General features: G+C 63.1%; 21 protein-coding genes and 3 pseudogenes. 14 read left to right on the forward strand and 10 right to left on the reverse strand.

Translation table 11 applies throughout. The features are described 5' to 3' along the window. Nucleotides 1-65: 65 nt before the first annotated feature. Together B0G57_RS00775 and B0G57_RS00780 are read right to left on the reverse strand one after the other, a co-directional pair. Nucleotides 66-1,619: a carotenoid oxygenase family protein gene (locus B0G57_RS00775; RefSeq protein ID WP_018438650.1), complete on the reverse strand. Its 1,554-nt coding sequence runs from the start codon at nt 1,617-1,619 to the stop codon at nt 66-68. 143 nt (nt 1,620-1,762) lie between these two features. Then, nucleotides 1,763-2,797, reverse strand: a complete 1,035-nt coding sequence (locus B0G57_RS00780; RefSeq protein WP_018438651.1) for a LacI family DNA-binding transcriptional regulator — start codon at nt 2,795-2,797, stop codon at nt 1,763-1,765. 286 nt (nt 2,798-3,083) lie between these two features. Between B0G57_RS00780 and B0G57_RS00785 the strand changes: the two genes are divergently transcribed. After that, complete coding sequence (locus B0G57_RS00785; RefSeq protein WP_018438652.1) at nt 3,084-4,325, forward strand: ABC transporter substrate-binding protein; 1,242 nt, start codon at nt 3,084-3,086, stop codon at nt 4,323-4,325. Between the two features lie 79 nt (nt 4,326-4,404). Continuing rightward, a complete protein-coding gene (locus B0G57_RS00790; RefSeq protein WP_018438653.1) occupies nt 4,405-5,748 on the forward strand; it encodes a sugar efflux transporter in 1,344 nt (447 codons plus the stop codon). Between the two features lie 26 nt (nt 5,749-5,774). On the opposite strand, the gene B0G57_RS00795 is transcribed toward B0G57_RS00790, so the two are convergent. Then, nucleotides 5,775-6,764, reverse strand: coding sequence for a GlxA family transcriptional regulator (locus B0G57_RS00795; protein WP_018438654.1), 990 nt, complete (start codon nt 6,762-6,764; stop codon nt 5,775-5,777). A 175-nt stretch (nt 6,765-6,939) separates the two neighbouring features. Between B0G57_RS00795 and B0G57_RS00800 the strand changes: the two genes are divergently transcribed. The 3 genes from B0G57_RS00800 (at nt 6,940) to B0G57_RS00810 (ending at nt 11,514) form a co-directional block, all read left to right on the forward strand. After that, on the forward strand, nt 6,940-7,626 hold the full coding sequence (locus B0G57_RS00800; RefSeq protein ID WP_018438655.1) for a DJ-1/PfpI family protein: 687 nt from the start codon (nt 6,940-6,942) through the stop codon (nt 7,624-7,626). 372 nt (nt 7,627-7,998) lie between these two features. Next, complete coding sequence (locus tag B0G57_RS00805) at nt 7,999-9,693, forward strand: porin (RefSeq protein WP_083925471.1); 1,695 nt, start codon at nt 7,999-8,001, stop codon at nt 9,691-9,693. Between the two features lie 237 nt (nt 9,694-9,930). Then, a complete protein-coding gene (locus B0G57_RS00810) occupies nt 9,931-11,514 on the forward strand; it encodes an inorganic phosphate transporter (RefSeq protein WP_018438657.1) in 1,584 nt (527 codons plus the stop codon). A gap of 90 nt (nt 11,515-11,604) precedes the next feature. On the opposite strand, the gene ppk2 is transcribed toward B0G57_RS00810, so the two are convergent. Both ppk2 and B0G57_RS00820 read right to left on the reverse strand, forming a co-directional pair. Beyond that, a complete protein-coding gene (gene ppk2 / locus B0G57_RS00815; RefSeq protein ID WP_018438658.1) occupies nt 11,605-12,531 on the reverse strand; it encodes a polyphosphate kinase 2 in 927 nt (308 codons plus the stop codon). A 191-nt stretch (nt 12,532-12,722) separates the two neighbouring features. Beyond that, nucleotides 12,723-13,151, reverse strand: coding sequence for a VOC family protein (locus B0G57_RS00820; protein WP_018438659.1), 429 nt, complete (start codon nt 13,149-13,151; stop codon nt 12,723-12,725). 196 nt (nt 13,152-13,347) lie between these two features. Between B0G57_RS00820 and B0G57_RS00825 the strand changes: the two genes are divergently transcribed. Continuing rightward, entirely contained in the window at nt 13,348-14,490 is a 1,143-nt protein-coding gene (locus B0G57_RS00825; RefSeq protein ID WP_020565969.1) for a patatin-like phospholipase family protein, read from the forward strand. 86 nt (nt 14,491-14,576) lie between these two features. Here B0G57_RS00825 and B0G57_RS31530 read toward each other — a convergent pair. After that, nucleotides 14,577-14,684, reverse strand: a pseudogene (locus tag B0G57_RS31530) (carboxymuconolactone decarboxylase family protein); the annotation flags it as partial. A 2-nt stretch (nt 14,685-14,686) separates the two neighbouring features. Here B0G57_RS31530 and B0G57_RS00835 point away from each other — a divergent pair. Further along, nucleotides 14,687-15,466, forward strand: a pseudogene (locus B0G57_RS00835) (helix-turn-helix domain-containing protein); the annotation flags it as partial. Between the two features lie 28 nt (nt 15,467-15,494). Here B0G57_RS00835 and B0G57_RS00840 read toward each other — a convergent pair. Together B0G57_RS00840 and B0G57_RS00845 are read right to left on the reverse strand one after the other, a co-directional pair. Next, nucleotides 15,495-15,893 carry a putative toxin-antitoxin system toxin component, PIN family gene (locus tag B0G57_RS00840; protein WP_233215958.1) on the reverse strand — a complete coding sequence of 133 codons (399 nt, stop codon included), beginning with the start codon at nt 15,891-15,893 and terminating at the stop codon, nt 15,495-15,497. A gap of 16 nt (nt 15,894-15,909) precedes the next feature. Beyond that, nucleotides 15,910-16,215, reverse strand: a complete 306-nt coding sequence (locus B0G57_RS00845) for a type II toxin-antitoxin system Phd/YefM family antitoxin (protein ID WP_223258568.1) — start codon at nt 16,213-16,215, stop codon at nt 15,910-15,912. A gap of 198 nt (nt 16,216-16,413) precedes the next feature. Here B0G57_RS00845 and B0G57_RS00850 point away from each other — a divergent pair, with 198 nt between their 5' ends. Further along, the gene (locus B0G57_RS00850) at nt 16,414-17,502 is read left to right on the forward strand and encodes a catalase family peroxidase (protein ID WP_018438665.1); all 1,089 of its coding nucleotides are present in this window, start codon (nt 16,414-16,416) and stop codon (nt 17,500-17,502) included. Next, nucleotides 17,499-18,050, forward strand: coding sequence for a cytochrome b (locus B0G57_RS00855; RefSeq protein WP_026229291.1), 552 nt, complete (start codon nt 17,499-17,501; stop codon nt 18,048-18,050). Before B0G57_RS00850 ends, B0G57_RS00855 begins: the two co-directional genes overlap by 4 nt. 22 nt (nt 18,051-18,072) lie before the next feature. On the opposite strand, the gene B0G57_RS00860 is transcribed toward B0G57_RS00855, so the two are convergent. After that, entirely contained in the window at nt 18,073-18,996 is a 924-nt protein-coding gene (locus tag B0G57_RS00860) for a LysR family transcriptional regulator (RefSeq protein ID WP_018438667.1), read from the reverse strand. A gap of 132 nt (nt 18,997-19,128) precedes the next feature. On the opposite strand from B0G57_RS00860, the gene B0G57_RS00865 reads away from it, so the two are divergent. From B0G57_RS00865 to B0G57_RS00880, 4 genes are all read left to right on the forward strand, one after another. Then, a complete protein-coding gene (locus B0G57_RS00865) occupies nt 19,129-20,430 on the forward strand; it encodes an MFS transporter (RefSeq protein ID WP_018438668.1) in 1,302 nt (433 codons plus the stop codon). Between the two features lie 33 nt (nt 20,431-20,463). Next, on the forward strand, nt 20,464-21,366 hold the full coding sequence (locus tag B0G57_RS00870) for an amidohydrolase family protein (protein WP_018438669.1): 903 nt from the start codon (nt 20,464-20,466) through the stop codon (nt 21,364-21,366). A 42-nt stretch (nt 21,367-21,408) separates the two neighbouring features. Then, entirely contained in the window at nt 21,409-22,293 is an 885-nt protein-coding gene (locus B0G57_RS00875) for an isocitrate lyase/PEP mutase family protein (RefSeq protein WP_018438670.1), read from the forward strand. Between the two features lie 79 nt (nt 22,294-22,372). Then, complete coding sequence (locus tag B0G57_RS00880) at nt 22,373-23,602, forward strand: YbfB/YjiJ family MFS transporter (RefSeq protein WP_223258567.1); 1,230 nt, start codon at nt 22,373-22,375, stop codon at nt 23,600-23,602. Here the strand turns inward: B0G57_RS00880 and B0G57_RS00885 are convergent. Beyond that, the gene (locus tag B0G57_RS00885; protein WP_018438672.1) at nt 23,530-24,531 is read right to left on the reverse strand and encodes a LysR family transcriptional regulator; all 1,002 of its coding nucleotides are present in this window, start codon (nt 24,529-24,531) and stop codon (nt 23,530-23,532) included. The genes B0G57_RS00880 and B0G57_RS00885 overlap by 73 nt on opposite strands. A gap of 137 nt (nt 24,532-24,668) precedes the next feature. Here B0G57_RS00885 and B0G57_RS31535 point away from each other — a divergent pair. Beyond that, nucleotides 24,669-24,779: pseudogene (locus tag B0G57_RS31535) on the forward strand (VOC family protein); the annotation flags it as partial. Between the last annotated feature and the right edge of the window lie 8 nt (nt 24,780-24,787).

Raw genomic sequence — 24,787 nt, forward strand, 5'->3', positions numbered from 1 at the left:
AAATGCATCGATGCGCAGGCCGTCGAAACGGCAACGCCGCGCTCCTGCCACGCGGGCGAGAGTGCTCAAGTTTGCGCCGCGTCCCACCAGCCGTGGAAGCTGAACGGCAGTGCATGGTGGAGCCGGACCTTCGCGAGCGGACCGTCGGCAAGCGCGTTCGCGTCGAACACGGCAATGAAGCTCGTGCCGCTGGCGCCTTCGAGCACTTCGGCGAGCAGCCACCCCGTATCGTGTTCGCCGTCGCCGCGCGCGGCCGGGTCGGGCGCGAAGACCGGCTCGCCGACGTAATACCCGCTGCCGAAGTGGAACGCCTGCTCCTTGCCGGACGTCACGTCGATCCGCGAGATACCGTCATGAAACCATCCTTGATCGGAGACGCGCGACGACGAAACATAACCATACCGATACGGCTGCCCGACACGGCGCTGTGGAACGAACGGAAATTCGTAGCGGCCTGCGAGGATCGTTTCGACTCGTGCTCGACGCGCCGCCAGGTCGATCGTCATGCGCCGCAGCGTGCCCGGCGATTTGGCGACACCCTCTCGGCCTTGCATGATTGCGCGGAAGCTCGCGTCGGGTCCGAGAAAATGATCGGGCGTGTCGTAGCCGACGAAGTCCGCGACGATCGTGTTTCCCGCCACGTGCGCGTTCAATGCATGCCACATCCACGACGCCGGGATATCGAGCACGAGCGGCGGCCTCGCACCGGTCGTATCGACGACGAACAGCATGCTGCCTTCTTCCGGTCGCCATTCAAGGCTCTCGGCAAACGTACGGGTGCCGATCAGCATCGGCAGCGGCGACAGCATCGCCGGTTGCAGGTGGAACACCGCGTAGGGATCGGCCCAGAAGAAATCATGAAAATACGCGCGGCCACGGGGGCTCGCATACGCAATGTGCCGCGTCTGATGTCCGGCGCTGTTCTTCACGACGACATGCAGTTCGGGTTTGCGCTGACCTCGCTGCCCCACGAGCACCCAGTCGCCCGTTTTCGCGTCCGTTTTCGTGTGCGCCTTGTAGTTCACGGGCCCGGTCCCGGCTTCGCCTTCGTACGGATTGGTTTCGCGGCCGGCGTCGAGCGTGCGCGGATCGATCGGATAGGGGCCGCCTACCTCGTCGAACGCATAGAGCACGCCGCCTTTGACCACCGGCGTGACACCCGCCTGGCTGCGGCTCGGGATGCAGGGGATGTTCGAAAAAAAGCCGGGCGCGGGTGTCGTCCACGTCGGGTAGAGAAACTCGCCCGCCGACTCCTCGGCCACATACTTCGTAGTCCGAACGAACCGATTGCGGAAGCGCACGCCGCCATCGCTGAACCGCGTCGCGCGGATCATCCCGTCGCCATCGAGAATCGTCCGCTTGCTGAAGCCGTTTCGCGCGAACATGCCGGGCCCGTTTCGGTACAGGGTGCCGGTCAGCCCGACAGGCAGCCGCCCTTCCACATCGGCCGAGTGGTCGTATTCCTTGTCCATCCCCTTGGCCAGTAACGTCAGCCATTTGCGGTCGGCCGGCAGCGGCGGCGCGCTGGATGCGTCGCCCATGTCGGTCCCGCAATCGGCGAGCGCGGTTGCGGCGACGCCGCCGGCGGCGGCTCGGATGAATTCACGACGGGTGAGCATGTCAGTGCCCTCCTTCTGTGACGTTTTCGCGGATCGAGGATCCCGGAACGGGACTGGACGGCAGGATATCGACCGTGTCCGTTCAACGATAACAGAGCATCGCTCAGTTATCAACGAACATTTTTGAGTGCCCGAGCATTCCGCTAGGTCGCGGATTTGCGTCGTGCGACGGGCGCGGGCCCGGTCGATTCGCGCACGACGAGCTCCGGCTCGCCAACGGTATAGACGCTCCGAGCGGCTGAACCGCCCTCGATCATCTCCAGCGTCAGCGCGATCGTTTGCGCGGCGATGCGCTGCGTGGGAAACCTGACCGTGGTCAAGGCCGGCCGGAACTGGTGGGCGAGATGAATGTCAGTCAACCCGACGACCGAAAGATCGTTCGGAACGCGCTTGCCAAGATCGGCGGCCGCCTGCATCGCGCCGATCGCCATCAAATCGTTGGTCGCGAAAAGCGATGTCAACGTCGGCCTCGCACGCAGCAGCGCACTCGCCGTTTCGTAGCCGCTTTCTATCGTATCCCGCGACTCCGCGACCGCGAGCGCTCGTTCCGGATGACCGCGTGCGGCGAGGGCCTGCGCGAAACCACCCAGCCGTCGCGACTGCGGCCCTCCCGACCCCACGCCCACGAGCGCGCCGAACTTCCTGTGCCCGAGTTCGGACAGATGCTCGGCGGCAAGCGAGCCGGCCGCCGCGAAATCGGCTGTCACGCAAGGCAGCGTGCGCGACGCCCTCACATGCTCCCACATGCAGAGCACCACTGCGGCGCCGTTGCGCGCCGTTTGGGCCAGCTCCCGCTCGCCCAGATCAGTGTTCATCACGATGACGCCCGCCGCGAGCGTGCCTGCGATCTGCTCGAGATAAGCCCGGGTAGTCGCCGGATCGTCGTCGGTATTGCAAACAAGCAGGAAGTAGCCGCGCTTGCGCGCTTCGCGCTCGGCCGCCAGCACGAATTCCGGGTAGAACGGGTTGGTGACGTTCGAAAGCATCAGCGCCAGCGTCGAGGTACGGCCCGAGGCAAGGGCGCGCGCGGTCAAATTCGGGCGATAGCCGAGCTCCCGGATCGCGGCCATCACGCGCTCGAGCGTCGCGGGCTTGACCTTCTGGGGGTTGTGCAACGCGTTCGATACTGTCGCGGCCGTTACCTTGGCCCGCCGTGCAACTTCGGCAAGCGTCACCATGACGGCCTCCGAGCGTCGGGGCCGTTCACGGTCGCCCGGGTGACCGGCAGCGTCAGCGGCGGCGCAAAACCATCGGCTCGGTGATTGCTCATTTGGTGGGACGATGTCTCAAAAGTTGCGCGACATTGATCGCTGCGCTAATGTCGTGAGCCATCACTATCGATGGCGCAGCGTCATGGTACGTCCATGAGGGTGCTTGATGCCATAAGAATTTAAGCGCTTAAATTCGCCGCGCTGCACTGATCGGACACGGCGCGGCATATAACGCCAAGTCAAGGAGACGGAGATGAGATTCGACGCACGCAGGCTCGCGCTCACCTGTATTGCCGCAGCGACGCTTTGCGCCGCGACCAGTGCCATTGCGGGCACGCTCGCGGTCAACGTATCGGCGCGCGGCAGTCAACGCGCCACCTGGCAAAACCTGTTCGATCAGTTCAAGAAGGCGAACCCCGACGTCGACCTGAAAGTCACGTATGTGGGCGAGGAAGCCTACAAAGTGCAGATCTCGGGGTGGCTTGCGACCGATCCGCCCGATGTGCTGAGCTGGCACAACGGAGAACGCATGGCCTACTTTGCCAAGCGCGGGCTGCTCCAGGACCTCAGCAGCGACTGGCAGAAAAACGGCTGGGACCAAACCTACGCGTCGGTGAAGCAATCGTCGACGTGGGCCGGCAAGCAATACAGCGTGCCGCTTGGGACCGATGCCTACGGGTTCTTCTATCGCAAGGACCTGTTTGAGAAGGCCGGCATTTCGGGCGAGCCGGCCACATGGGCTCAATTCCTCGACGACTGCAAGAAGCTGAAGGCTTCGGGCGTGGCGCCGATCGCCGTCGCCGCGCGCGATTCGTGGACGCTCGCCGCCTGGTTCGACTATCTGGACCTGCGCATCAACGGCTATGCGTTCCATCAAAAGCTGATGGCCGGCGACGTACCCTACACCGATGCGCGCATACGCAAAGTCTACGAGACGTGGAAAACCCTGATCGACGACAAGTACTTCATTGACAACGCGCTTTCGTACGACGTCGATTCGGTCGGGCCGCTGCTCGTCAACGGCAAGGCCGCCACCATGCTGATGGGCACGTTCTTCTCCGCTGTGTTGCCGGAGGCGACGCGTGGCGAAATGGGTTATTTCCGCTTCCCCATCATCGATGCATCGGTGCCGGTTGCCGAAGACGGCCCCGTCAACGTGCTCGTCGTGCCCGCGAAGGCCAAGAACAAGGTCGACGCCCGACGCCTCCTCGCCTTCATGGGCCAGCCCGAGATCAACGGCGAGCTCGCGAAAGGCTGGGGTCAACTGCCGTCGAACAACAAGGCACCCGAGCCGCAGGACCCGATTGCGAAGGTCGGTTTCCAGACTTTGTCGGGCACCACAGGAGGGATCGCCCAATTCTACGATCGCGATATGACGAAGGAGATGGCGGACGAAGGCATGAAGGCGATGCAGCGGTTCTTCTCCGATCCGACGCAGCTCGACGCAATCCTTCAACGCCTCGAGCAGACGCGCAAGCGCATCTACAAGAAGTAAGCAGCGTGCAGCGGCGAGCGGTTGTTACCATCGCGATAGACTTGGCCGCTTGTATAGTCGATTGAACACATATCGATCAGTGCATTCTCAACTGAGCCGCCTCGCGCGGATTCCGCATTTCCCGTCGCTTGCGATCGCCACGCTGATGCTCGGCGTGGCGATGTCTTTTACCGCGCCGTACCTCTCGCTTTTCGGTGTCGAGGAAGCGTCGATGTCGCCGGTAAGGCTCGGCATCTTCATGACGCTCATTTCCGCGAGCGGCGTATTGGCCAGCACCGCCGCGGGCCGCTGGTCCGACCGCCGCGGCAGGCATCGCGCACCGCTCATTCTTTCCCTCGTGGCGGCGGCGCTCGGCTTTCTCTCCTTTTGCTTTCTGCGCGACTATCGGTTGCTGACCGCGAGCGGCGTGCTGTTGCTCGGCACAGGCGCGGCTTCGTTGTCGCAGGTGTTTTCGTTTGGACGCGCGGCCTTGCCTGTCGCGGACAACGCTGAGCGCGATTTCGCTTCCGCCGCGCTTCGCACACTACTGTCGGTCGCATGGGTCTTCGGTCCTGCCGTCGGAGCGCTGATTCTCGCTCAGGCCGGCTTCAACGGTCTGTTCGGATTCGCCGCCGCCAGTTTCGCCGTGAGCGCGGCACTCGTCTCGCTTATCGTCGAGGCCCCGGCTGGGCGTCACGGGGAGGCAGCGGCGAAGGCTCCCGACGCGGACGTTGTACCTGCATCGCAAACCACGTCTACTTCGAATGAACATCGACACGCAAGCCGCCGCGTTGCGCTGCCTACGTCCGACGAGGTATCTCTCGGCCTGCTCTGGCGCGCACTTTTCGCATTGACGCTGATCGGACTCGCCGCCAGCGCGACGATGATCGTCCTGCCGCTCTATGTCGTTCATGCGCTCAAAGGCACACGCTTCACGGTATCGGCCACGCTCGGGCTCGGTGCGTTCCTCGAGATTCCGATGATGCTGTGGCTCGGCGCGCGCTCGTTGAAGTTGAACAAGCAGGGCTGGTTGACGACGAGCGCGGCCGTTCAGGCGGCCTATTTCGTCGCGGTGGCGGCCGTTCGCGAGCCGGCCGCCGTTATCCCGCTGCAGGCGCTCAGTGCGTACGTCGTCTCGGTCACATCGTGCCTCGGCATGACGTATGTGCAAGACCTGATGCCTCGCCAACCCGGCGCCGCGACCGCGCTCTTCTTCAATGCCTGGCGCGTCGGCTCGATCCTCTCGGGCGTGCTCTCGGGAACGATCATCGGCGCATTCGGATACCGGTCAGTATTCCTGATGTGCTTCGGCATCGCGCTCGTCGCATTCCTGCTGCTCGCGATCGACGCGCTGCCCGCGATGCGCTCGCGCGCGACGAGCTTGCTATTGCGGCTCTTTCGGCTAGCTGCCCGGTTGCGCGTAGGGTCGCGGCGCTCAAACTGAGCGGATGGCGGATCGTCACTCGACCCTCACGCCGAAGGCGTCGATCCCCCCGCAAACCGCTCCCGATACACCTGCGGCGTCACGCTCAGCACGCGCATGAAGCTACGCCGCATGGTTTCCTCGACGCCAAACCCGCAGCGGGCCGCGATGCGCTTCACCGGCCACGAGGTTTCGGCCAGCAACCGCTGCGCCGCCTCGACGCGAAATTGCTCGACGGCGCGCGCGGGCGTGCGGCCTGTTTCCGCACGATAGTGACGCATGAAGCTGCGCTCGCTCATGCCAATACGCTCGGCGAGCTCGGGAACCGACAGGTCGGCCGTCAGATGCTCGGCGATCCATGCATGCAATTCGCCAAAACGATCGCCCGCCTTTTGCATCGACAATGTCGCGCTGAACTGCGCCTGCCCGCCCGGGCGCTTCAAAAACACGACGAGCTCGCGAGCGACATCGAGCGCCATTGCGCGGCCGAGATCGTCTTCGACGAGCGCGAGCGCCAGGTCGATTCCCGCTGTGACGCCGGCCGACGTCCATACGTCCCCTTCGCGGATGAAAATCGGATCCGGCTCCACCCGCAGGCTCGGATAACGCCGTGCAAGCTCGTCGCAGTGGAACCAATGCGTCGCCACGCGGCGCCCATCGAGCAATCCCGCCTCCGCCAGCAAAAACGCTCCCGTGCATACGGAAGCGATACGCCTCGATCTCGCTGCCTGCCTGCGCACCCAATCGAGGAGCTTCGGCTCCTTGGACGCGGAATGGACACCTCGACCGCCAGCAATGATCAACGTGTCGGCTTGCCTGCCCGCCGATCGAAGCGAATCGGACATCAACGCAACGCCCGCTGATGTCGTCACGAGCCCTCCTTCGAACGAGACGACACGCGGCGCATACGGCCTCGCGAGCCCCTGTAGCACGGCAAGCTCGTTCGCTGACGCGAAGACCTGGAGCGGGCCCGTCACGTCGAGCAGTTGAGCGTTCGGGAACGCGAGAACGAGGATCGATCGCTTATCGGAATGCATGCTGAGGCAGTGGCAGAAATTGTTGGCGATATGGCATTTCCGCCAAACACTACGCGCATAGAATCGATTTGTCCATCGATGGCCGGGCGCGCCAGCCGTCGTCGATGGCCCACCCTCGCTCGTCGGCCGCCACCGGCGGTTGACGATACTCCCCGCATCCCCATGAGGTATCGATATGGCATTGCAAATCGGCTTTCTCGTATTCCCGCGTATTCAGCAACTCGACCTGACCGGGCCGCACGAAGTATTCGCTTCGTTGCCCGACGCAACGGTCCATCTGATCTGGAAAACGCTCGAGCCCGTCGTTTCGAGCAACGGCCTTGTCCTGACGCCAAACATGACATACGGCGATTGCCCGCCGCTCGACGTCATTTGCATCCCCGGCGGCAGCGGTGTCACGCCGCTGCTCGAAGACCGGGATACGATCGAATTCGTTCGCAAGCAGGCCGACAGCGCCCGCTATGTCACGTCCGTCTGCACGGGCTCACTGCTGCTCGGTGCTGCGGGTTTGCTGCATGGCCGCCGCGCCACGACGCACTGGGTATCGCATGGTTTCCTCGAACCGTTGGGCGCCATTCCGGTGCATGGCCGAGTGGTTCAAGACGGGAATTTGATCACGGGAGGCGGCGTGACGGCCGGTATCGACTTCGCCTTGTCGGTCGCGGCCGAACTCGCGGGTCAGCAAGAAGCTCAGGCCATTCAGCTCGAGCTCGAATACGCGCCTGCACCGCCGTTCGATGCCGGGAGCCCACAGACAGCGCCGAGGTCGGTCGTGGACCTCGTCAAGCAGCAATCGGCGCAGGAGTTCGCCAAACGCGAGCGCATCGTCAGCCGGATTGCCACCACGCGTGCCGGCCAATAAGCACCAGCAGCAGGAACCGAGGCGCTCGCGAGAGACCGCGAAGCGCCTGCGCACCACAATGGAACAAGCGATCCGCACCATCACGGAACATTTCGAAGTCCTAATAGAACCCATAAAAACGTTTGACTTTCCAAAATATTCCGTTCGTCCCAGACTGGCTGCCACGTCGTCGTAACAAATCGCAGGATCTCAATTCTTTATCCGAGCGAATTCTTCGCGATGCGAACGATTCGTATCCCTCGCATTCGCTCGCAAAATAGCAAGCGAATGAAAAGGTGCTCGGCCTACGGGAGGCGTCGGTCATACCTGATTTAACCATCATTCATTTCAAATAACTTTCTATACCGTACAAGAGATACGGAGGAGACATCGATGAAATCGCGAAAAAGGCCGCTTTACGCGGCGTGCCGGCTATTACTTTTTGCAGCCGGGGGGACCGCCCTTTCAGGAACCGCGCTCGCCCAAGCTTTGCCCGCGACGAACGAGAATCAGGAAATCCAATTGTTGAAGCAACAAGTGGACATGCTGAGCAAAAAGCTCGATTCGCTCATGGCAAAGCAGCAGCAACAACAGCAGCAGGCGGTGACGACCAATCAGAAGCCGGCCGTAACGCCCGGCGCGACTTCCAATCCCGGCGAAGTGCACGCGTCGAATGTACCGCCCGAGCCGGCGCCGAATGTCTCCTCGTCGGGCTGGGGCGCGGGCATGCCGCCCAAGCTGAAGTCGTTGTTGTCGTTTCTTGGCGAGGTCGATTTCTATGGCAACCTCGACCTTTCCGTCGACTATGCGACGAAAGGCTTGGCGAGCTCGTACACGCTGCCGGACGGCACGGTCGTCTCTCCGAGAGGTCACATGGGATGGCAGCCCGACATTTCGTCGAATCTTTCCTACATCGGTGTGCGCGGTAAGCGTCCGTTCGGCTCGTCTTCCGATCTGTCGTTCGTTTATCAATTGGAAACGCAGCTCGACGTATCGGCGACCTCCGGCACGGCGAATTCCAATTCCGCGCAGGATTCGACCGTCAAAGGCGCTTTGACTTCGCGCAATAGCTATATCGGCATCGCTTCCGCGAGGTGGGGCGCAATCAAAGCTGGTAAAACGGATGCGCCCTACAAAACATCCACCGCGCGCATGAATCCGTTTACCGGAACGCTCGGCGATTACTCCTCGATAATGGGTAATACAGGCGGCGATAATCGAGTCGAATTCGGCACGCGTCTCGATCATGCGATCTGGTATGAATCGCCGAATTTCCATGGTTGGTCCTTCAACGCGCTCGTTTCGCCGGGACAAAACCGCGGGTACGAGAATTCGACGCAGGCCGCCGGCGAATCCGACTGCACGGGCGGCAATGTTCCCGGCAGCGGCGGCAACCCGGTGGCCTGTAACGATGGCAGCTACGGTTCAGCGTATAGCGCGAACCTCGCGTACGCGAACGGCCCCTTCTATTTCACCACTGCCTATGAGTTGCACCGCGACGTGAATCGTTCGAGCGACGTGACAGCGAGCCCCGCCGCGCTTGCCTCGCCGGACGGCACCGATCCGAACGACATCGGCAACGAGTGGGCGTTCAAGGTCGGCGCGCAATACAAGCTTCCGACCCACACGATCTTGAGCGGCATCTACGAGTGGATACGCAGGGAGGTGCCCGCCTACCTCGAGGTGCAAAACGAGCGCAGCAGAAATGGCTTCTGGCTTGCGATCACGCAGGAGTTCACGCCGAAGGACAGCGTGAGCATCGGCTGGGCGCATGCCGGCCGCACGCCGGGCGATCCGGGGCAACACAACACGCCGCCGCTGACCAATGCGCTCGGCACCGCCAACCCTGACAATGCCGCCAACATGTTTACGGCCATGTACAAGCATGCGGTCGACAAGCACACGACCGTCTACGCCGACTACGCGCTCGTGCTCAATCACCCGGCCGCGCACTACGCGATGGGCGCGGGCGGACGCAGCGTGACGATCGATTGTCACGATGGCAGCTCGATCTCGCAAGGCGCGCCGTTTTGCTTTGCGGGCGGCAGAGAGATGGGGGTCTCGGTCGGCCTCGACTATAAGTTCTGAGAACGCTTACCTCCTCCAAGCGACGCCAACCGCCCTACCTCCGCGAGATGCAATCCTCGCGGGGGTTTTGGCGGTTCCAGCCTACCGAGCCTGCCGGCGCCGCATCGACCGGCCCGAACGCCAGCTGATTCCACCTTGCCAACCGCTGGCTGGAAGTTTCGTCATCGTGCTGTCATCTTAACGACACACGCGCCACGCAGCATGGGTTCTCCCTGCGACTCAACTCGGAGAACCGGCATGCCGGAACTTTCGTATCCGCAGTCCACCGCCACCCCGGCGCGCCGCGGCCTCGGCCTTCTCGTCTTCCTGCTCGCCATCGCGCTCGGTCTCGCCTATTGCACGACCCGTCTCGTCACCGATTTGCAGCCCGTGCGACTGCCCTCGGCGCTGCCGTACGTGCTGCTCGGCGTGGCCCTCTTGATTGCGCTCGGCTTCGAGTTCGTGAATGGATTTCACGATACGGCGAATGCCGTGGCTACCGTCATCTATACGCATTCCCTTGCGCCGATCCCGGCGGTGATTTGGTCCGGGACCTGGAATTTCCTCGGCGTGTTGACATCGACCGGCGCAGTCGCGTTCGGCATCCTGCAACTGCTGCCTGTCGAGCTGATCTTGCAAGTCGGCAGCGGCGCGGGATTCTCGATGGTGTTCGCGCTTCTCATCGCGGCAATCATCTGGAACTTGGGCACCTGGTATCTGGGCCTACCCTCGTCGAGCTCGCACACGCTCGTCGGCTCGATCATCGGCGTCGGCCTCATGAATCAACTCATGCACGGGGCTTCCGGTACGAGTGGCGTCGATTGGGGCCAGGCGCTCGGCGTCGGAAAGTCACTGCTCTTTTCGCCAATCGTCGGGTTTTTGCTCTCGGCGCTCCTGCTCGTCGTTCTGAAAGCCGCCGTGCGCGTCCCGCAACTCTACGCGGAGCCGGCCAGCAACGAGCCGCCGCCGTTCTGGATTCGCGCCTTGCTGATCCTGACCTGCACGGGCGTCTCGTTTGCGCACGGCTCGAACGACGGACAAAAAGGCATGGGCCTCATCATGCTGATTCTGATCGGCACAGTACCCACGGCCTATGCGCTGAATAAAGCGGTGACGCCCGCTCAAACGCAAACGTTCCTCGCCGTGGCGCAGCAAACATCGGCCGTGCTCTCGAAGTACACGAACGGCGTGCCGGCGCCGGCGGATGTGCGCGGTGGCGTCGAAGACTACGTACGGACCCGGCACTTGACGCCGACCACACTGCCCTCGCTGGAAGCGCTCGTCACGCGTATCGGCCAACAGGTCGGCAGTTCCGGAGCGATGGCCAATGTGCCGACAAACACTGTCAGCAACGCGCGCAACGATATGTACGTCGCCTCCGAGGCGATCCGGCTGATGGAAAAGGCGAAGCAACCGGCGTTTTCCGCGGACGATCTCAAGGCGGTCGACAACTTCAAGAAGCAGTTGGACGGCGCAACCAAGTTCATCCCAACCTGGGTCAAGGTTGCCGTCGCCATCGCGCTGGGGCTCGGCACGATGGTTGGGTGGAAGCGTATCGTCGTGACAGTCGGCGAAAAGATCGGCAAGCAGCATCTGACGTATGGGCAAGGCGCTTCAGCCGAAGTCGTCGCCATGCTCACGATCGGCGCGGCCGACGTTTATGGGCTGCCCGTCTCGACCACGCACGTGCTGTCGTCCGGCGTAGCGGGAACGATGGCCGCAAACGGCTCCGGTCTGCAATGGAGCACGGTACGCAGCCTCTTGCTGGCGTGGGTGCTCACGCTGCCCGCTTCGATTGCGCTCTCGGCCGGGCTCTACTGGGTGCTCAGACAAGTGGCTTGATCGAACGGTGCTCGAGGCCGGCATGCGTGGGCCTCGAGCACATCGTCTATGCCGGCACCATCTCAGTAGAGCCCCGGTGCCGGCAACGGCTCAGTAGATCTCGGGCACGATCATCGACGCCGGCACCGGCTGGCGGATGTAATCCTCGTTGTGCACGCGCTCGGGCAGCGTGACGACCGGGTGCTCGACCTCGTGGTACGGCACCTGGCTCAACAGGTGGTGAATGCAGTTCAGGCGCGCGCGCTTCTTGTCGACCGCCTGCACGACCCACCAGGGCGCCTCGGGAATATGCGAGCGCTGCAGCATCACCTCTTTCGCCTGCGTATAGGCTTCCCAGCGGCGCCGGCTCTCGAGGTCCATCGGGCTCAGCTTCCATTGCTTGAGCGGATCGTGGATGCGCGCCTGGAAGCGGATCTCCTGCTCCTCGTCGGTGATCGAGAACCAGTATTTGAGGATCTGGATGCCGCTCCTCACGAGCATCTTTTCGAACTCGGGCACCGAGCGGAAGAATTCTTCGTACTCCTCATCGGTGCAAAAGCCCATGACGCGTTCGACGCCCGCACGGTTGTACCAGCTACGGTCGAACAGCACCATCTCACCGCCGGCGGGCAGGTGCGCGGAGTATCGTTGAAAGTACCATTGCGTGCGCTCGCGGTTGCTCGGCGCGGGCAGCGCGGCGACGCGGCACACGCGCGGGTTGAGCCGCTGCGTGATGCGCTTGATCGCACCGCCCTTGCCCGCCGCGTCGCGGCCTTCGAAGATCACCACGAGCCGATGGCCGGTCGCGACGATCCAGTCCTGCAGCTTCACCAGCTCGCCCTGCAGGCGGAAGAGCTCGCGGAAATAATGCCTGCGGTCGCTGCGTGCCTCTGGAGTGAAAGCCGACGAACCATCGAGGAGGCGGTCGTCCACCTCCATTTCGAGTTCTTCGTCGTAGGCATCGACGAGATCTTCCTCGAAACGGCGCTGCCGCTCGGCGACAAGCTCCGCGTCGGATTTCCTGTCCTCTTTGTCCATCGTATCCTCCAAGGCAACCGGTAGGCGCCAACGGCCGCCATGCTGGCGGCGCAAAGCTAGTGATTATCGTTACGCCTGGTGTCAACCGTATTACTGCGAGCGGGCGCGCTCCGCCTCCCGTCGACCGGCCGCCACGCCGTTTACAGCCATGCCGGGGCGGACCCGCCGTTACGGCGGAGGCCGACGGCCGGCTAGCCAAGCGGTCTCGCAAAGCTGATTTCATGGCCGTCCGGATCGACGATATGAAAGTATCGCTCGCCCCACGGCGCGTCGAGCGGCGCGAACTCCGGCTCGAGTCCCGCGGCGAGCGCTTTCCGGTAAAGGCGATCCACGTCGGAGACGTAGACGATCACACGCCCCCACCATGCCGCCGGCGCGCGCGCGTCGGCGATGAGATTCAAAAACGTACCGCCGAATTCGAACGATGTGAAGGTTTCCGATGGCCCGCCATACTTGAGCGGGAAGCCAAGCGCTTCGTAAAAGCGCACTGCACGGGCCATGTCGCGCGTCGCAAGCGTCACCGCGCTCAGCGTCAGAATCTTGGGCTGCTGCGCCGCAGCCGCTGCATCGTCGTCTTTCGCCGCCGTGCCGACACGTCGGTTTCCCGCCTTGTTCGCCATCGTCAGCCTCCGAAAGCCCGGGCCGTCGAACAGTCTTCGAGCTACCCTGGGCAGCCGCACGCATCATGCCATGGCGATTCCGCACGCACGAACGAACGAAGCCTTTAATTCTTTGACTGCGACGCCGATTCCCGCTAAAAGATGATTGGTTGTCGCTGTTGCGTTCACGAGAGTGGAGCCCACGATGAGCACGAGAATGCGGACCACGAGCCCCGAAGCGGCTTCGGACCACACCAGCGCCTGCGCGCCGATGCCCGGCCAGGTCGTGCTCGTCTTGCAGGGGGGCGGCGCGCTCGGCGCCTATCAGGCCGGCGTCTACCAAGCACTGCACGACGCGCGAATCGAACCGGACTGGATCATCGGCACCTCGATCGGCGCGATAAACGGTGCTCTCATCGCGGGCAATCCATTCGAAGACCGGCTCACGCGGCTGCGGCAGTTCTGGGACGGTGTCTCCCAGCGCGGCATTTCAACGCCAGGCTGGCTGCCCGGCTTCGAAAACTGGTCGCGCGATCTCGCGATCGTCACGCAAGGCATCGCCTCGTTCTTCACGCCACGTCTTGACGTCTGGGCTGGCCTTCACCAGCGCGTCGGCGTCGAGCACGCCGCGTTTTACTCGACCGCGCCGTTGCGCGAAACCCTCACTTCGCTCGTCGATTTCACGTACCTCAACGAGCGAAAAACGAGGCTCACGGTAGGTGCCGTCAACGTCTGCAGCGGGCGCATGCATTACTTCACGAATCGCGACGCGCCCATGGATCCCGAACATGTCATGGCATCGGCGGCGTTCCCGCCCGGCTTCCCGTCGGTGCGGCTGGAAGGCGAGCCGTATTGGGACGGCGGCATCTATTCGAATACGCCGCTCGAGGCGGTGCTGGACGACAAGCCTCGACGCAGCTCCATCATTTTCGCGGTGCAGTTGTGGTCGACGGACGGCCCCGAGCCGGACTCGATCTGGCAGGTGCTGAGCCGTCAGCGGGACATCCAGTATGCGAGCCGCTCGGAAAGCCATCTCGCGCGGCAAAAGCAGATCCATCGGCTTCGGCACGTGATTCGCGAGCTCGGACGTCATGTTCCCCAAGAGCAGCTCGAATCGCCCGAGGTGAAAGAGTTGCTCGGCTGGGGATGCAACACGACGATGCAAGTCGTCGAGCTCGACGCACCGCGGTCCGATGGAGACCTCAACAGGGACATCGATTTTTCGGCGAGCGGGATCGAGCGGCGCTGGAGCGCCGGCTACGAGGACACCAAGCAAATGCTCGAGCTCGCGCCCTGGCAAGAAGAGCCCGACCCGATGGAGGGAATATCGGTCTACCGAGCAAGCGCCGCGGTACGTTGACGGCGCTTGGTTAGTACTCCCAAAAGACTGCCATGATGAATAGAGCGTGAACGCGCTCATGATGCAGCGCGTTCACTCGTCGCCTATTACCGCACCGGCGGGAAATCCACGTCTGTATCGTTGATTCGATTGAACGTATTCGTGAATGTGATCAGTGCAATGGCGAGCGAAATGTCGGCCAATTGTGTGTCGCTGTCCTCACGGCTCGGCTCACGTCTTGCACGACGGGAGCGCGCGGCCGCCGGCGCCCGTTCGCGTAACGGAAGGGGCCAATGTCATCGTCAACGAAAACACAGGATCGGGCGAGCGTCTCGACATGCTCTGCGGTCGCTTCTTCGTCGAACCGCCGCATGACAGGCTCGTTCGCGACTATCTGCCCACTACGTTGATCGTCCGCACGCCGAACGCGGTTCGTGACGCGGAGAACGCGCCGGCCGCCGATCAGCTTGCCAGCCTCGTGCGAATGATGAGAGTCGAGGCCGTGGGAGAGAAGCTCGGCAGCCATGCGATGCTGAATGTGCTGTCGTCGGCCCTCTTTGCATTGACGCTGCGCGCGGCGAGCGAATTGCAGCAGACGCCGAAAGGGCTGCTGGCATTGGCCGGACACCCACGCCTCGCGCCGGCCGTGACGGCGATGTTCGGCGATCCCGCGAAGCCCTGGACGTTGCCGGAACTGGCACAACTTTGCAATATGTCGCGCGCGACGTTCGCCCGTCACTTCGAGGACGCACTCGGGCGCTCGGCGCACGACCTGTTGACCGATATCAGGATGAGCCTGGCGGCCAACGCCCTGAAGCATCCCTCGATCACGACCGAAGCGGCCGCTGAACTCGCCGGCTTCCAATCGATCGCGGCTTTTCGGCGCGGCTTCGCGCAATGGATGGGCGTGACCCCGGGAGAATGGCGGCGTGCCGCACGGCGGTCAGAGGCGGCCGGCTCGGTTGTCGTTGAAGATGCGGGTGCACGTGCAGGCTAGGCATCGTTCGCCCCAGGATATGACGACCCTATCCTCCGTGCCGTGCCCAAAACGCCGCCGGCGACACGATCGGATAACGCTCTCCCAATACGAGCAGATCCTTGTCACCCGTAATCAGGTAATCCGCCTGGGATGCCAGCAGTGTTGCAAGCACCGGCTGGTCTGCCGGATCGCGCAGGGCCACCTCGTGACCAGCGACCGGTTCGACGATATCAGCCAGAAACATCAAGCTCTCAGTGAGATCGCGAATATCGCTGGCGCTCAACTGAATGCGAGAAAGGCGGGGCAAGACGCGCGCGGTTTCATCGAGGATGTATCGCGATAAGACGACGTCCAATCCGCCTTGCCGCCAAGCCCCAACGATCCGTCCCGGCACACTGGCGGGATAGGCCAACCCGGATACCAGTACGTTGGTATCGAGCACCACTCGCAACGCCGACATATCAGCGCTTGCTTCGGCGTTCTTTGGCGACGGCTGCGTCGATCTCGGCAAGGCCCTCTTCCACCGGCACGTCGGAATAGGCCTTCACGATTCGGTCGCTTAGCGCGTCGAAGCGCTCGCGCATGCGACGGATCCGTGCAAACAGCTCGGCATCCACCAACGCAGCCACTGGCTTGCCGTCCTTGTTGATCACGATGCTATCGTGGCGGTATTGCACCTGTGTCAGCATATCGCCGAGGTTTTGCCGGAAATTCACTGCGCTCACTTCTGTTATCATTTCAATCACCATAATGGTCGTTATGGTCATTATGGCATCGTTCGCAGGCCTCGTCCACTCAGCCGCGCGGCGCAAAGAAAGCGCCCCGCGAGCGCTCAACCCTTGAACCTCGGCTCACGCAGCCGGCGCACGCCATCCAGCCCCCGCGCGGCATGAAATCCGCCGATTGCTGGAATAACCGACTTCCAACGGTGTTCTCCCCGAAAGAATCCCCATCAAGGAGCACCCGTGACCGCACCTTTCTCCTCGCCGCCCGGACGCATTTGCGTGCCGTGCCGCCTATCGGCGATCGGCGTCGTCGTCGCCCTGCTTGCGAGCGGCTTCGCCTATACGGCGGGCTGGCTGACGCCGTCGCGTCTCACGACGACCAAACTCATCGATACTTTCGAACGGAACGGCGGCGTGCATGCGGGCTTTCGCCGCAACCATGCCAAGGGCTTGTGCATCGAAGGCTACTTCCAGAGCAACGGTCGTGCGAGCGCATTTTCGAAGGCGGCCGTGTTCGCGCAGGGACGCACGCCTGTCATCGGGCGCTTCGCGATTCCCGGCACCAATCCCGAGGCGCCCGATAACAGCGTGCCGATTCGCAGCATGGCGTTGCTCTTCAACGAGCAAGACGGCCAGCAATGGCGTACGGGGATGAACTCGGTGCCGCTCTTCCCCGTGCATACCCCAGCGCAGTTTTACCAGCAGCTCGTCGCTTCGCGTCCTGATCCCGCGACGGGCAAACCCGATCCGGCGAAGCTGAAGGCCTTCTACTCGGCCAATCCCGAAGCGCAAGCCTTCATGACCTGGATCAAGCAGCATCCACCTTCGTCGAGCTTCGCGAACGGCGCTTACTACAGCGTCAACGCGTTTTACCTCGTCGGCGCGGCGGGAAAGCGCAATGCGGTACGTTGGTCGATGCAGCCGGAATTGCCCTATACCCCGTTGACCGCCGCTGAAAAAGGCGAGTCGGCGTACCTCGCGTCCGAGCTGTACGACCGGCTGCTGACGGGCCCTCTGCGCTGGCACCTGATCCTGACACTGGCCGCGCCGGGCGATCCGATCGACGACGCGACGAAACCCTGGCCGGCCGATCGCCCGCAAGTCGACGCCGGCACGCTCGTGGTCGAACGCGCCTCATCGCAAGAGAGCGGCGCGTGCCGCGACGTCAACTTCGACCCGACGATCGTGCCGGCAGGCATCGAGCCGGCGAACGATCCGCTGCTCGCCGCGCGATCCGCCGCTTACGCCCTTTCCTATCAGCGACGCACGCACGAAGAAGCGCTGAATCCCGCGCTGCACAGCGACACGCACAAGGCCAATCCCTCATGAGCACCCACCGCCCTCATATCCACTTCAGCGTTTTGCAAAGGCTGCTTCATTGGCTGATGGCGGCCATGATTTTGTCGATGCTCTTCATCGGCATCGCGATGGTCACGACCGTTTCGAGAGCGCATGAGACGCTGATCGCCATCCATCGTCCGCTCGGCATCGCGCTTTTAGCACTCCTGATCATTCGTACGTTCGTGCGCGTCACGCGCGGCAGCCCGCCGCTGCCTGACGATATGCCCGCCGCGCAGCGGTTCGCCGCCAAGGCTTCGCACCTCGTGCTCTACCTGCTCATGGCCGCGATGCCCTTGATCGGCTGGGGCATGCTGTCGGCAGGCGGATACCCCGTGACGATGTTCGGCGCGTTTCATCTGCCACCGATTCTCCCGCATGACACGCGTCTCTATGCGCTGCTGCGCGCACTTCACACAGGGCTCGCGTTTGCCTTGTTCGCGACGGTCCTGCTGCATCTCGCCGCTGCACTGTTGCACGGCCTGATTCGCCGTGACGGGGTCTTCGCCAGCATGACCTGGGGACGCGGCCGAGCTTGACGTCGGCGCGAGCGTAGTCGAACTATGCCTTTTTGCGAGCGGCCGCGCGTGGACGACTGACCGTGTCGCCCAGCAACGAAGCGAATCTGTCCGCGAGCGTCGGCCGCGAGCGTTGCGGCCAGATTGCGCTCAGCTCGAACGGCGGCAAGTACTCCCCGTCGCGCACCTCGCAGAGACGCACGCCCGCGAACTGCAGCGTCTTCGTCGAATGGGGCAGAAGCGACGCGCCGCAGCCCGCCGCGACGCACGCAAGCACCGTCAAGGAGCGATTGGCGTCCTGGACGATGGTGGCTTCGCGGCCCGCCTTCCTGAAGGCGCTCAGTATCCCGGCGCGAATGCCGGGAAGCTGGTCTTGCGGAAACCAGACCAACCCGATGTCCGCAAGCTCGGCCAGGCTGACCTTGCCGTCGTCGGCCACCGGAAAAGATTCGTGAACGACGGCGAGAAGCGGCTCGCTCGCGATCAACTTTTCGTGCATCTTGCCGCCGACGGTCACCGGGGTATGAAGCAGCCCAAGGTCAATCTCACCTTTTTCGAGCGCGCTTGCCTGCTCCGCGTTGCTCATTTCTCGCAGAGACAGCTTCACGTTCGGCGCGTCCTTGCGCAAGGCACCGATCGCGGCCGGCAGCACTTCGAAGAGCGCCGCCGAGACGAATCCGATCGCGAGCCTGCCGCCATGCTGCGTGCCGATATCGCGAGCACGCGTTTGCGCGGCCTCGATGCGCGAGACGCTGAGCCGGATATCGTCGACGATGGCCTCGCCCGCCGCCGTCAGGGTGGCTCCGCGGCGTGTGCGCTGAAACAGCTTCACGCCCAGTTCACGCTCCATCCTCGTGATCGCCTGGCTGAGCGCCGGCTGTGCGATGCCGAGCACTTCAGCCGCGCCCGTCACGCTGCCGGCATCGGCAACGGCCAGAAAGTAGCGAAGGTTCCGCGTGGATTCCATATCATTCTGTGATGAAAGATCAACAGTTTCATAGTATCGCGCTACTGCAATGCTTTTTAGAATCTGTTTCGATCGTGTCGTGGGCGAGCGCCTCTTTCCACCCATTGCACGCGATAAAAACGGGAGACATTGATGCAGTGGTATGGAGATATTTCGCAGTCCGAACGACGCACGCTATGGAGTTGCTTCTCCGGCTGGGCGCTCGACGCAATCGATACGCAGGTTTTCAGCCTCGTCATCTCTGCGTTGCTCGCGACATGGGGCATCAGCAAGGGGCAGGCAGGGCTCATAGGCGGCGCGACGCTCGTGGCCGGATCGCTGGGCGGACTGCTCGGGGGGATTCTGTCGGATCGCATCGGCCGCGTCCGCGCGCTTCAACTGACGGTCGTCTGGTTCTCGCTCTTCACTTTTCTGAGCGCATTCGCGCAAAACTTCGAGCAGCTTCTCGCGCTGAAGGCGCTGCAGGGCCTTGGATTCGGCGGCGAATGGACAGCGGGCGCCGTGCTGCTCAGCGAAACGATCAACGCCAGGCATCGCGGCAAGGCGATGGGCGTCGTGCAAAGCGCCTGGGGCTTCGGGTGGGGCGGCGCCGTGCTGCTCTATACGATCGTCTTCTCGTGGGTATCGCCGCAATGGGCATGGCGTGTCGTCTTCGCGCTCGGCCTGCTGCCCGCGCTACTGGTGCTCTATTTGCGCCGTAACGTCGAGGAGCCGCCGCGTCCGAAAGCAACTTCGGCGCAGCCCGGAAAAAAGCCTGGCGTCTTCGCCATCGCGGCGGGCATCTTCGATCGCTCCGTCGTCCGCACGACCCTCGTGGGAGGTGTCATCGGTCTCGGTGCGCACGGCGGCTACCACGCGATCACGACGTGGCTGCCGACGTACCTCAAGACCGAGCGCCATCTGTCTGTGCTCGGAACAGGCGGCTATCTCGCCGTCGTCATCGTCGCCTTCATCACCGGATGCTTCGTCAGCGCGTGGCTGCAGGATCGCATCGGCCGGCGCCTCAACGTGATTTTCTTCGCGCTTTGCTGCGTCGTGACCGTCAACCTCTATGTGTTCCTGCCGATCGGCGATACGGCGATGCTCATCCTGAGCTTTCCGCTCGGCCTTTTCTCCGCGGGCATCCCGGCCACGCTCGGCGCGCTCTTCAACGAGCTTTATCCACAGGGCGTCCGAGGGACGGGCGTCGGCTTCTGCTATAACTTCGGGCGGATCGTATCGGCAGGCTTTCCTGTGCTGATCGGACATATGAGTGGTTCGATGCCACTCGGCGCCGCGATCGGCATCGACGCGGGCGTGGCCTATGGTCTCGTCGTCATCGCTGCCTTGCTGCTGCCCGAGACGCGCGGCCGGCGAATCGATGCGGCAACCGCATCGGCCGCGCGCGGCGGGTCTTCATCGTCGGCGGACCCCGCGCCTGCCGCGCGCGGATAAGTGCATCGTCCATTTTTTTGCTCACTACGCGTCATGAACGATCTCGACGTCAACGCAGCCCGCGACACGGAGACGGCTGCCCCGTCCATTCAGCACCATGCGGATTGGCTGGAGCACCGCGCGCCTGACATCACGGCCGTCGATTCGCATGCTCACGTCTTTACGCGCGGTCTGCCGCTCGCCGCGGTTCGGCGCCATGCGCCCGATTACGATGCCACGCTCGATGCCTATGTCGCGCATTTGAAATCGAACGGCGTCTCCCATGGCGTGCTCGTGCAGCCGAGTTTCCTCGGGACCGATAACTCCTTCCTGCTTGCCGCGACGAAACGCTATCCGCGGCGCTTTCGCGGCGTGGCGGTCGTCGATGTCGATATCTCCGAGCATGAGCTCCAGGCGCTCGATCAGTGCGGCGTGGTCGGCATCCGGCTCAATCTCATCGGTCTGTCGCTGCCCGACCTGCGGACGGGTGCATGGCCTCGCCTTCTTGCCCGCGTGAACGCGTTGCGCTGGCACGTCGAAGTGCATCGGCAGGCGGCCGATTTGCAGGTCGTCGTCGATGCGCTGCTGTCGCAAGGGTGCACGGTCGTCGTCGATCATTTCGGCCGCCCCGACCCGCACGCCGGCGCCGCCGACCCCGGCTTCCGTTATCTGCTTTCGACGGCCGATTCGGGCCGCGTTTGGGTCAAGCTGTCCGCGGCCTACCGCAGTGCGTCGGGCAGCGATGGCCTGGCGCTCGGCAAAGCGCTTACCGAGCGCTTGCTCGATGCGTTCGGCGAGCAACGGCTCGTCTGGGGCAGCGACTGGCCCCACACGCAGCACGAGGAGCTGATCGATTATGCTTCATCGTTTGAAGCACTCGAAGCCTGGGTGCCCGACGTTTCGCGCAGGCGGTCGATACTGACGAGTTCGGCCTGTACGCTATTTCGCATTCCTTGACGATTGCGTCCGCGCCGTCGTCCCACACACGAGGATTACTCCATGAGCTCATCCGCTGCCTCCCGTAGAGAACGCTTTCGCGCCGAGATCGGCAAGAAGCAAGGCCTGCTCGTACCCGGCGCGTTCAACGCCATGAGCGCGCGTCTCATCGAGGATATGGGTTTCGGCGCCGTCTATCTGACGGGTGCCGGCGTCACCAACATGTCGTTCGGGCTTCCCGACCTCGGTTTCATCGGCCTCACCGATATCGCCGAACACGCGGCGCGCGTTCGCGATGCCGTCGAGCTGCCGCTCATCGTCGATGCCGATACCGGCTTCGGCAACGCGCTCAACGTTCGCCAAGCGGTGCGTACGCTCGAGCGCGTCGGTGTCGATGCCATTCAGATCGAAGATCAGGTCATGCCCAAGAAATGCGGCCACTTCTCCGGCAAGGAAGTCGTCAGCGCCGGGGAAATGGTCGGCAAGATACGCGCCGCCGTCGATGCGCGCACCGACGACAACTTCCTGATCGTCGCCCGCACCGATGCCGCGGCGGCGCATGGAATCGACGCGGCTATCGACCGCGCGCATCGCTTCGTCGAAGCGGGTGCGGACGTGCTCTTCATCGAGGCGATGGAGACGCGCGCCGATATCGAGCGGTTGCCGGGTCTCTTCGAGAAGCCGTTGCTCATCAATATCGTCATCGGCGGCAAGACGCCCGTCCAGGATCGCGACGCGCTCGCCGCGCTCCGTTATGGATTGGTGCTCTACGCGAATGCAGCTCTACAGGGTGCCGTGCGCGGCATGCAACAGTCGCTCGGCGTGCTGCGCGAGCGGGGACGCGTGGATGAAGACCCGGCCATCGTCGCGCCGTTCAAAGAGCGCCAGCGTCTCGTTCAGAAACCCCTCTTCGATAGTCTCGACGCGCGGTATAAAGAGGACGACTGACGGAGGACCGCATGATCGCCGGCGGGAAAAAGAGTGTTTACCGGCCGGCGATTGTCGTTCGCCTATCCACGAACCAATATTGAACGAACTGAAGGCTCGACGTGACGAGCCGTTCGATTGGAAGATGGGTGGGTGGACGCAAATGGAAAACGCATTAGTACGAGCGCGCGGCGCTCCCGTACTGGAGTCGATTGCCGGCGCATTGATTCTTGCCGTCGGAATGGGATTCGGCCGTTTCTCGTTCACGGGCATGTACCCGCTGATGGTGAAGGAAGCGGCCATGACCGTGTCGGGGGGCTCGCTCGCGGCGTCCGCGAACTACGCCGGCTATCTGCTCGGCGCACTCGCCGTCAGCCGGATCGATCATCGGCATGCGGTGCGCCTCTGTCAATTCGCCACTATTGGAACAGTCGTTTGCCTGGCCACCCTTGCGCTGCATCCGTCGATTGCGCTCATCATCGGCGCAAGGTTCATCGCGGGCGCCATGAGCGCACTCGCGCTCGTTGCCGTATCGGTATGGCTGTTCCATGTGGTCGGACACCATCACGGCGCGCCCATCCTCTATTCGGGCGTGGGGACGGGCATTGCCATTTCGGCCGAACTGATTGCGTTCGGTCATGCGGGAGGGCTATGGACCGCGGCGCTTTGGCTTCTTCTTGCCGCCGCATCGGCAATTCTCTCCGCTATTGCTTGGCCGGCGGTGGCACGCAACGTTCGTTCGTACTCCGAAGGAGATGAAGGAGCAGGAGGCGCTTCGAGCACGAATGATGCGGTCATCGCCCCTCGGGCCTTAATCGCCATTTATGGTCTCGCCGGCCTCGGCTACATCGTCACGGCAACTTATCTGCCGCTACTCGTCAGAAACGCCCTGCCCCAGGTCAATCCCGTCCACATCTGGGCAGCGTTCGGCTTGGCCGCCGTTCCGTCGTGCTTCCTTTGGCACTGGCTCCATCATCGCTGGGGCAGCCGCACCACCTTGGCCGCCAACCTGGCCGTGCAAGCCGCCGGCGTCATCCTGCCTGTTCTCGATCACTCGGCGTTCGCATTCCTCGGTAGCGCCGTGCTCGTCGGCGGCACGTTCGTCGGCACCGTGACCGTCGTCATGCCCGCGGCGAAGCGCGTCGCTCATGCGGTGAAGTTCAATCTGATGGCCACCCTCACAGCCGCCTACGGGCTCGGGCAAATCGTCGGCCCGCTGTTGTCGGATCGACTCGTGGCGCACACGCACTCGTTCGATCAACCGCTCGTCGTCGCGGCCGTAGCATTGTTCGTCGCGGCAGCGGTCTCTTGCGGACGAGGCCGCGCATGAGCGGCCCACGCGAGCTCATTGGTGCGAAGCACATCACCGCTCCACGCTCGGAGGAATTCGATCCACGTTTTAATCTTCGCGTCGACGTATTGGCGCGATGCATACACCGCATAGATATTGAGCGTCTGCAAATGGCACTCAGGCAGGACCCTGACGAGCGATCCGCTACGAAGGAACGCACGGGCCACGAACACCGGCAATGCGCCGATGCCCATCCCTTCTTGCAACGCAACGGCCATCGCGTCGGGAACGTTCACTTTGAATCGATGGTCGGGCAAACGAAAGAGGCGTTCGCCGTCGGGCCCGACAAGTCGCCAGTGATCGGCGGGGAAGACAGACGGCAACGCCACCTGCAAACAAGTATGCCGCGATAGATCCTCGACCGTCTGCGGCGTGCCGCGCGCCGCAAGGTACTGCGGAGCGGCGCAGAGGATGCCTTGAGCCGACCCGAGCTCATGGGAAATGTAGTTTGAATCGGGCAGCGTATCGAGCGACACGCGCAGCGCAACGTCATACCCGTCCTCGAGCAAGTCCGGTACGTTCTGCGTTAACGTGAGCTCGATCGTCACTTCGGGATAGCGCTGCTGGTAGGCGGCGATGGCGGGCATGACGAAGTTCTGTCCGATGCTCGACATCGCATGCAGTCGCAGCGTGCCCGATGGCTTCGCATGTGCCTCGGATGCCTCCGCTTCAGCTTCGTCAATCGAAGCGAGAATGGCGCGGCAACGATTCAAATAGCGTTCACCCGCCTCGGTCAGCGCGATGCGGCGCGTCGTCCGGTTCAGCAGCCTTGTGCGCAGGCGCGACTCGAGCTCCGAAATCGTGCGCGAGACATATCCTGTGCTCGCGTCGAGTTCGAGCGCGGCCGCCGTGAAGCTGCCCGATTCCGCGACCGCGATGAAAATCTTCATGCTGCGCACGACATCCATGATCAGGTTCCGCGCCCCGCCCTATTCCAGAGCATGCCGATTGTTGCCTCGTTGACTAGTACCAACTTTAGCAACGTTTGCATGGCACGCTGGCGGTTTGTTCAGATAGGGGTATCACAAAGCGCGATACCCGTCGGGGTGTCATCGTCGAATTCGCGCCCGAACTGCTCCGCAAAGGACTGAAGCGCCACACGATGATCTACGAGCCTGGTGGCATCAGGATAGAGTTCGATGTCGTTCCTGCCTGAACCGTAAT

Origin of the sequence: Trinickia symbiotica (genome assembly GCF_002934455.1) — a bacterium.
In the GTDB taxonomy this organism is placed as follows: Bacteria; Pseudomonadota; Gammaproteobacteria; order Burkholderiales; family Burkholderiaceae; genus Trinickia; species Trinickia symbiotica.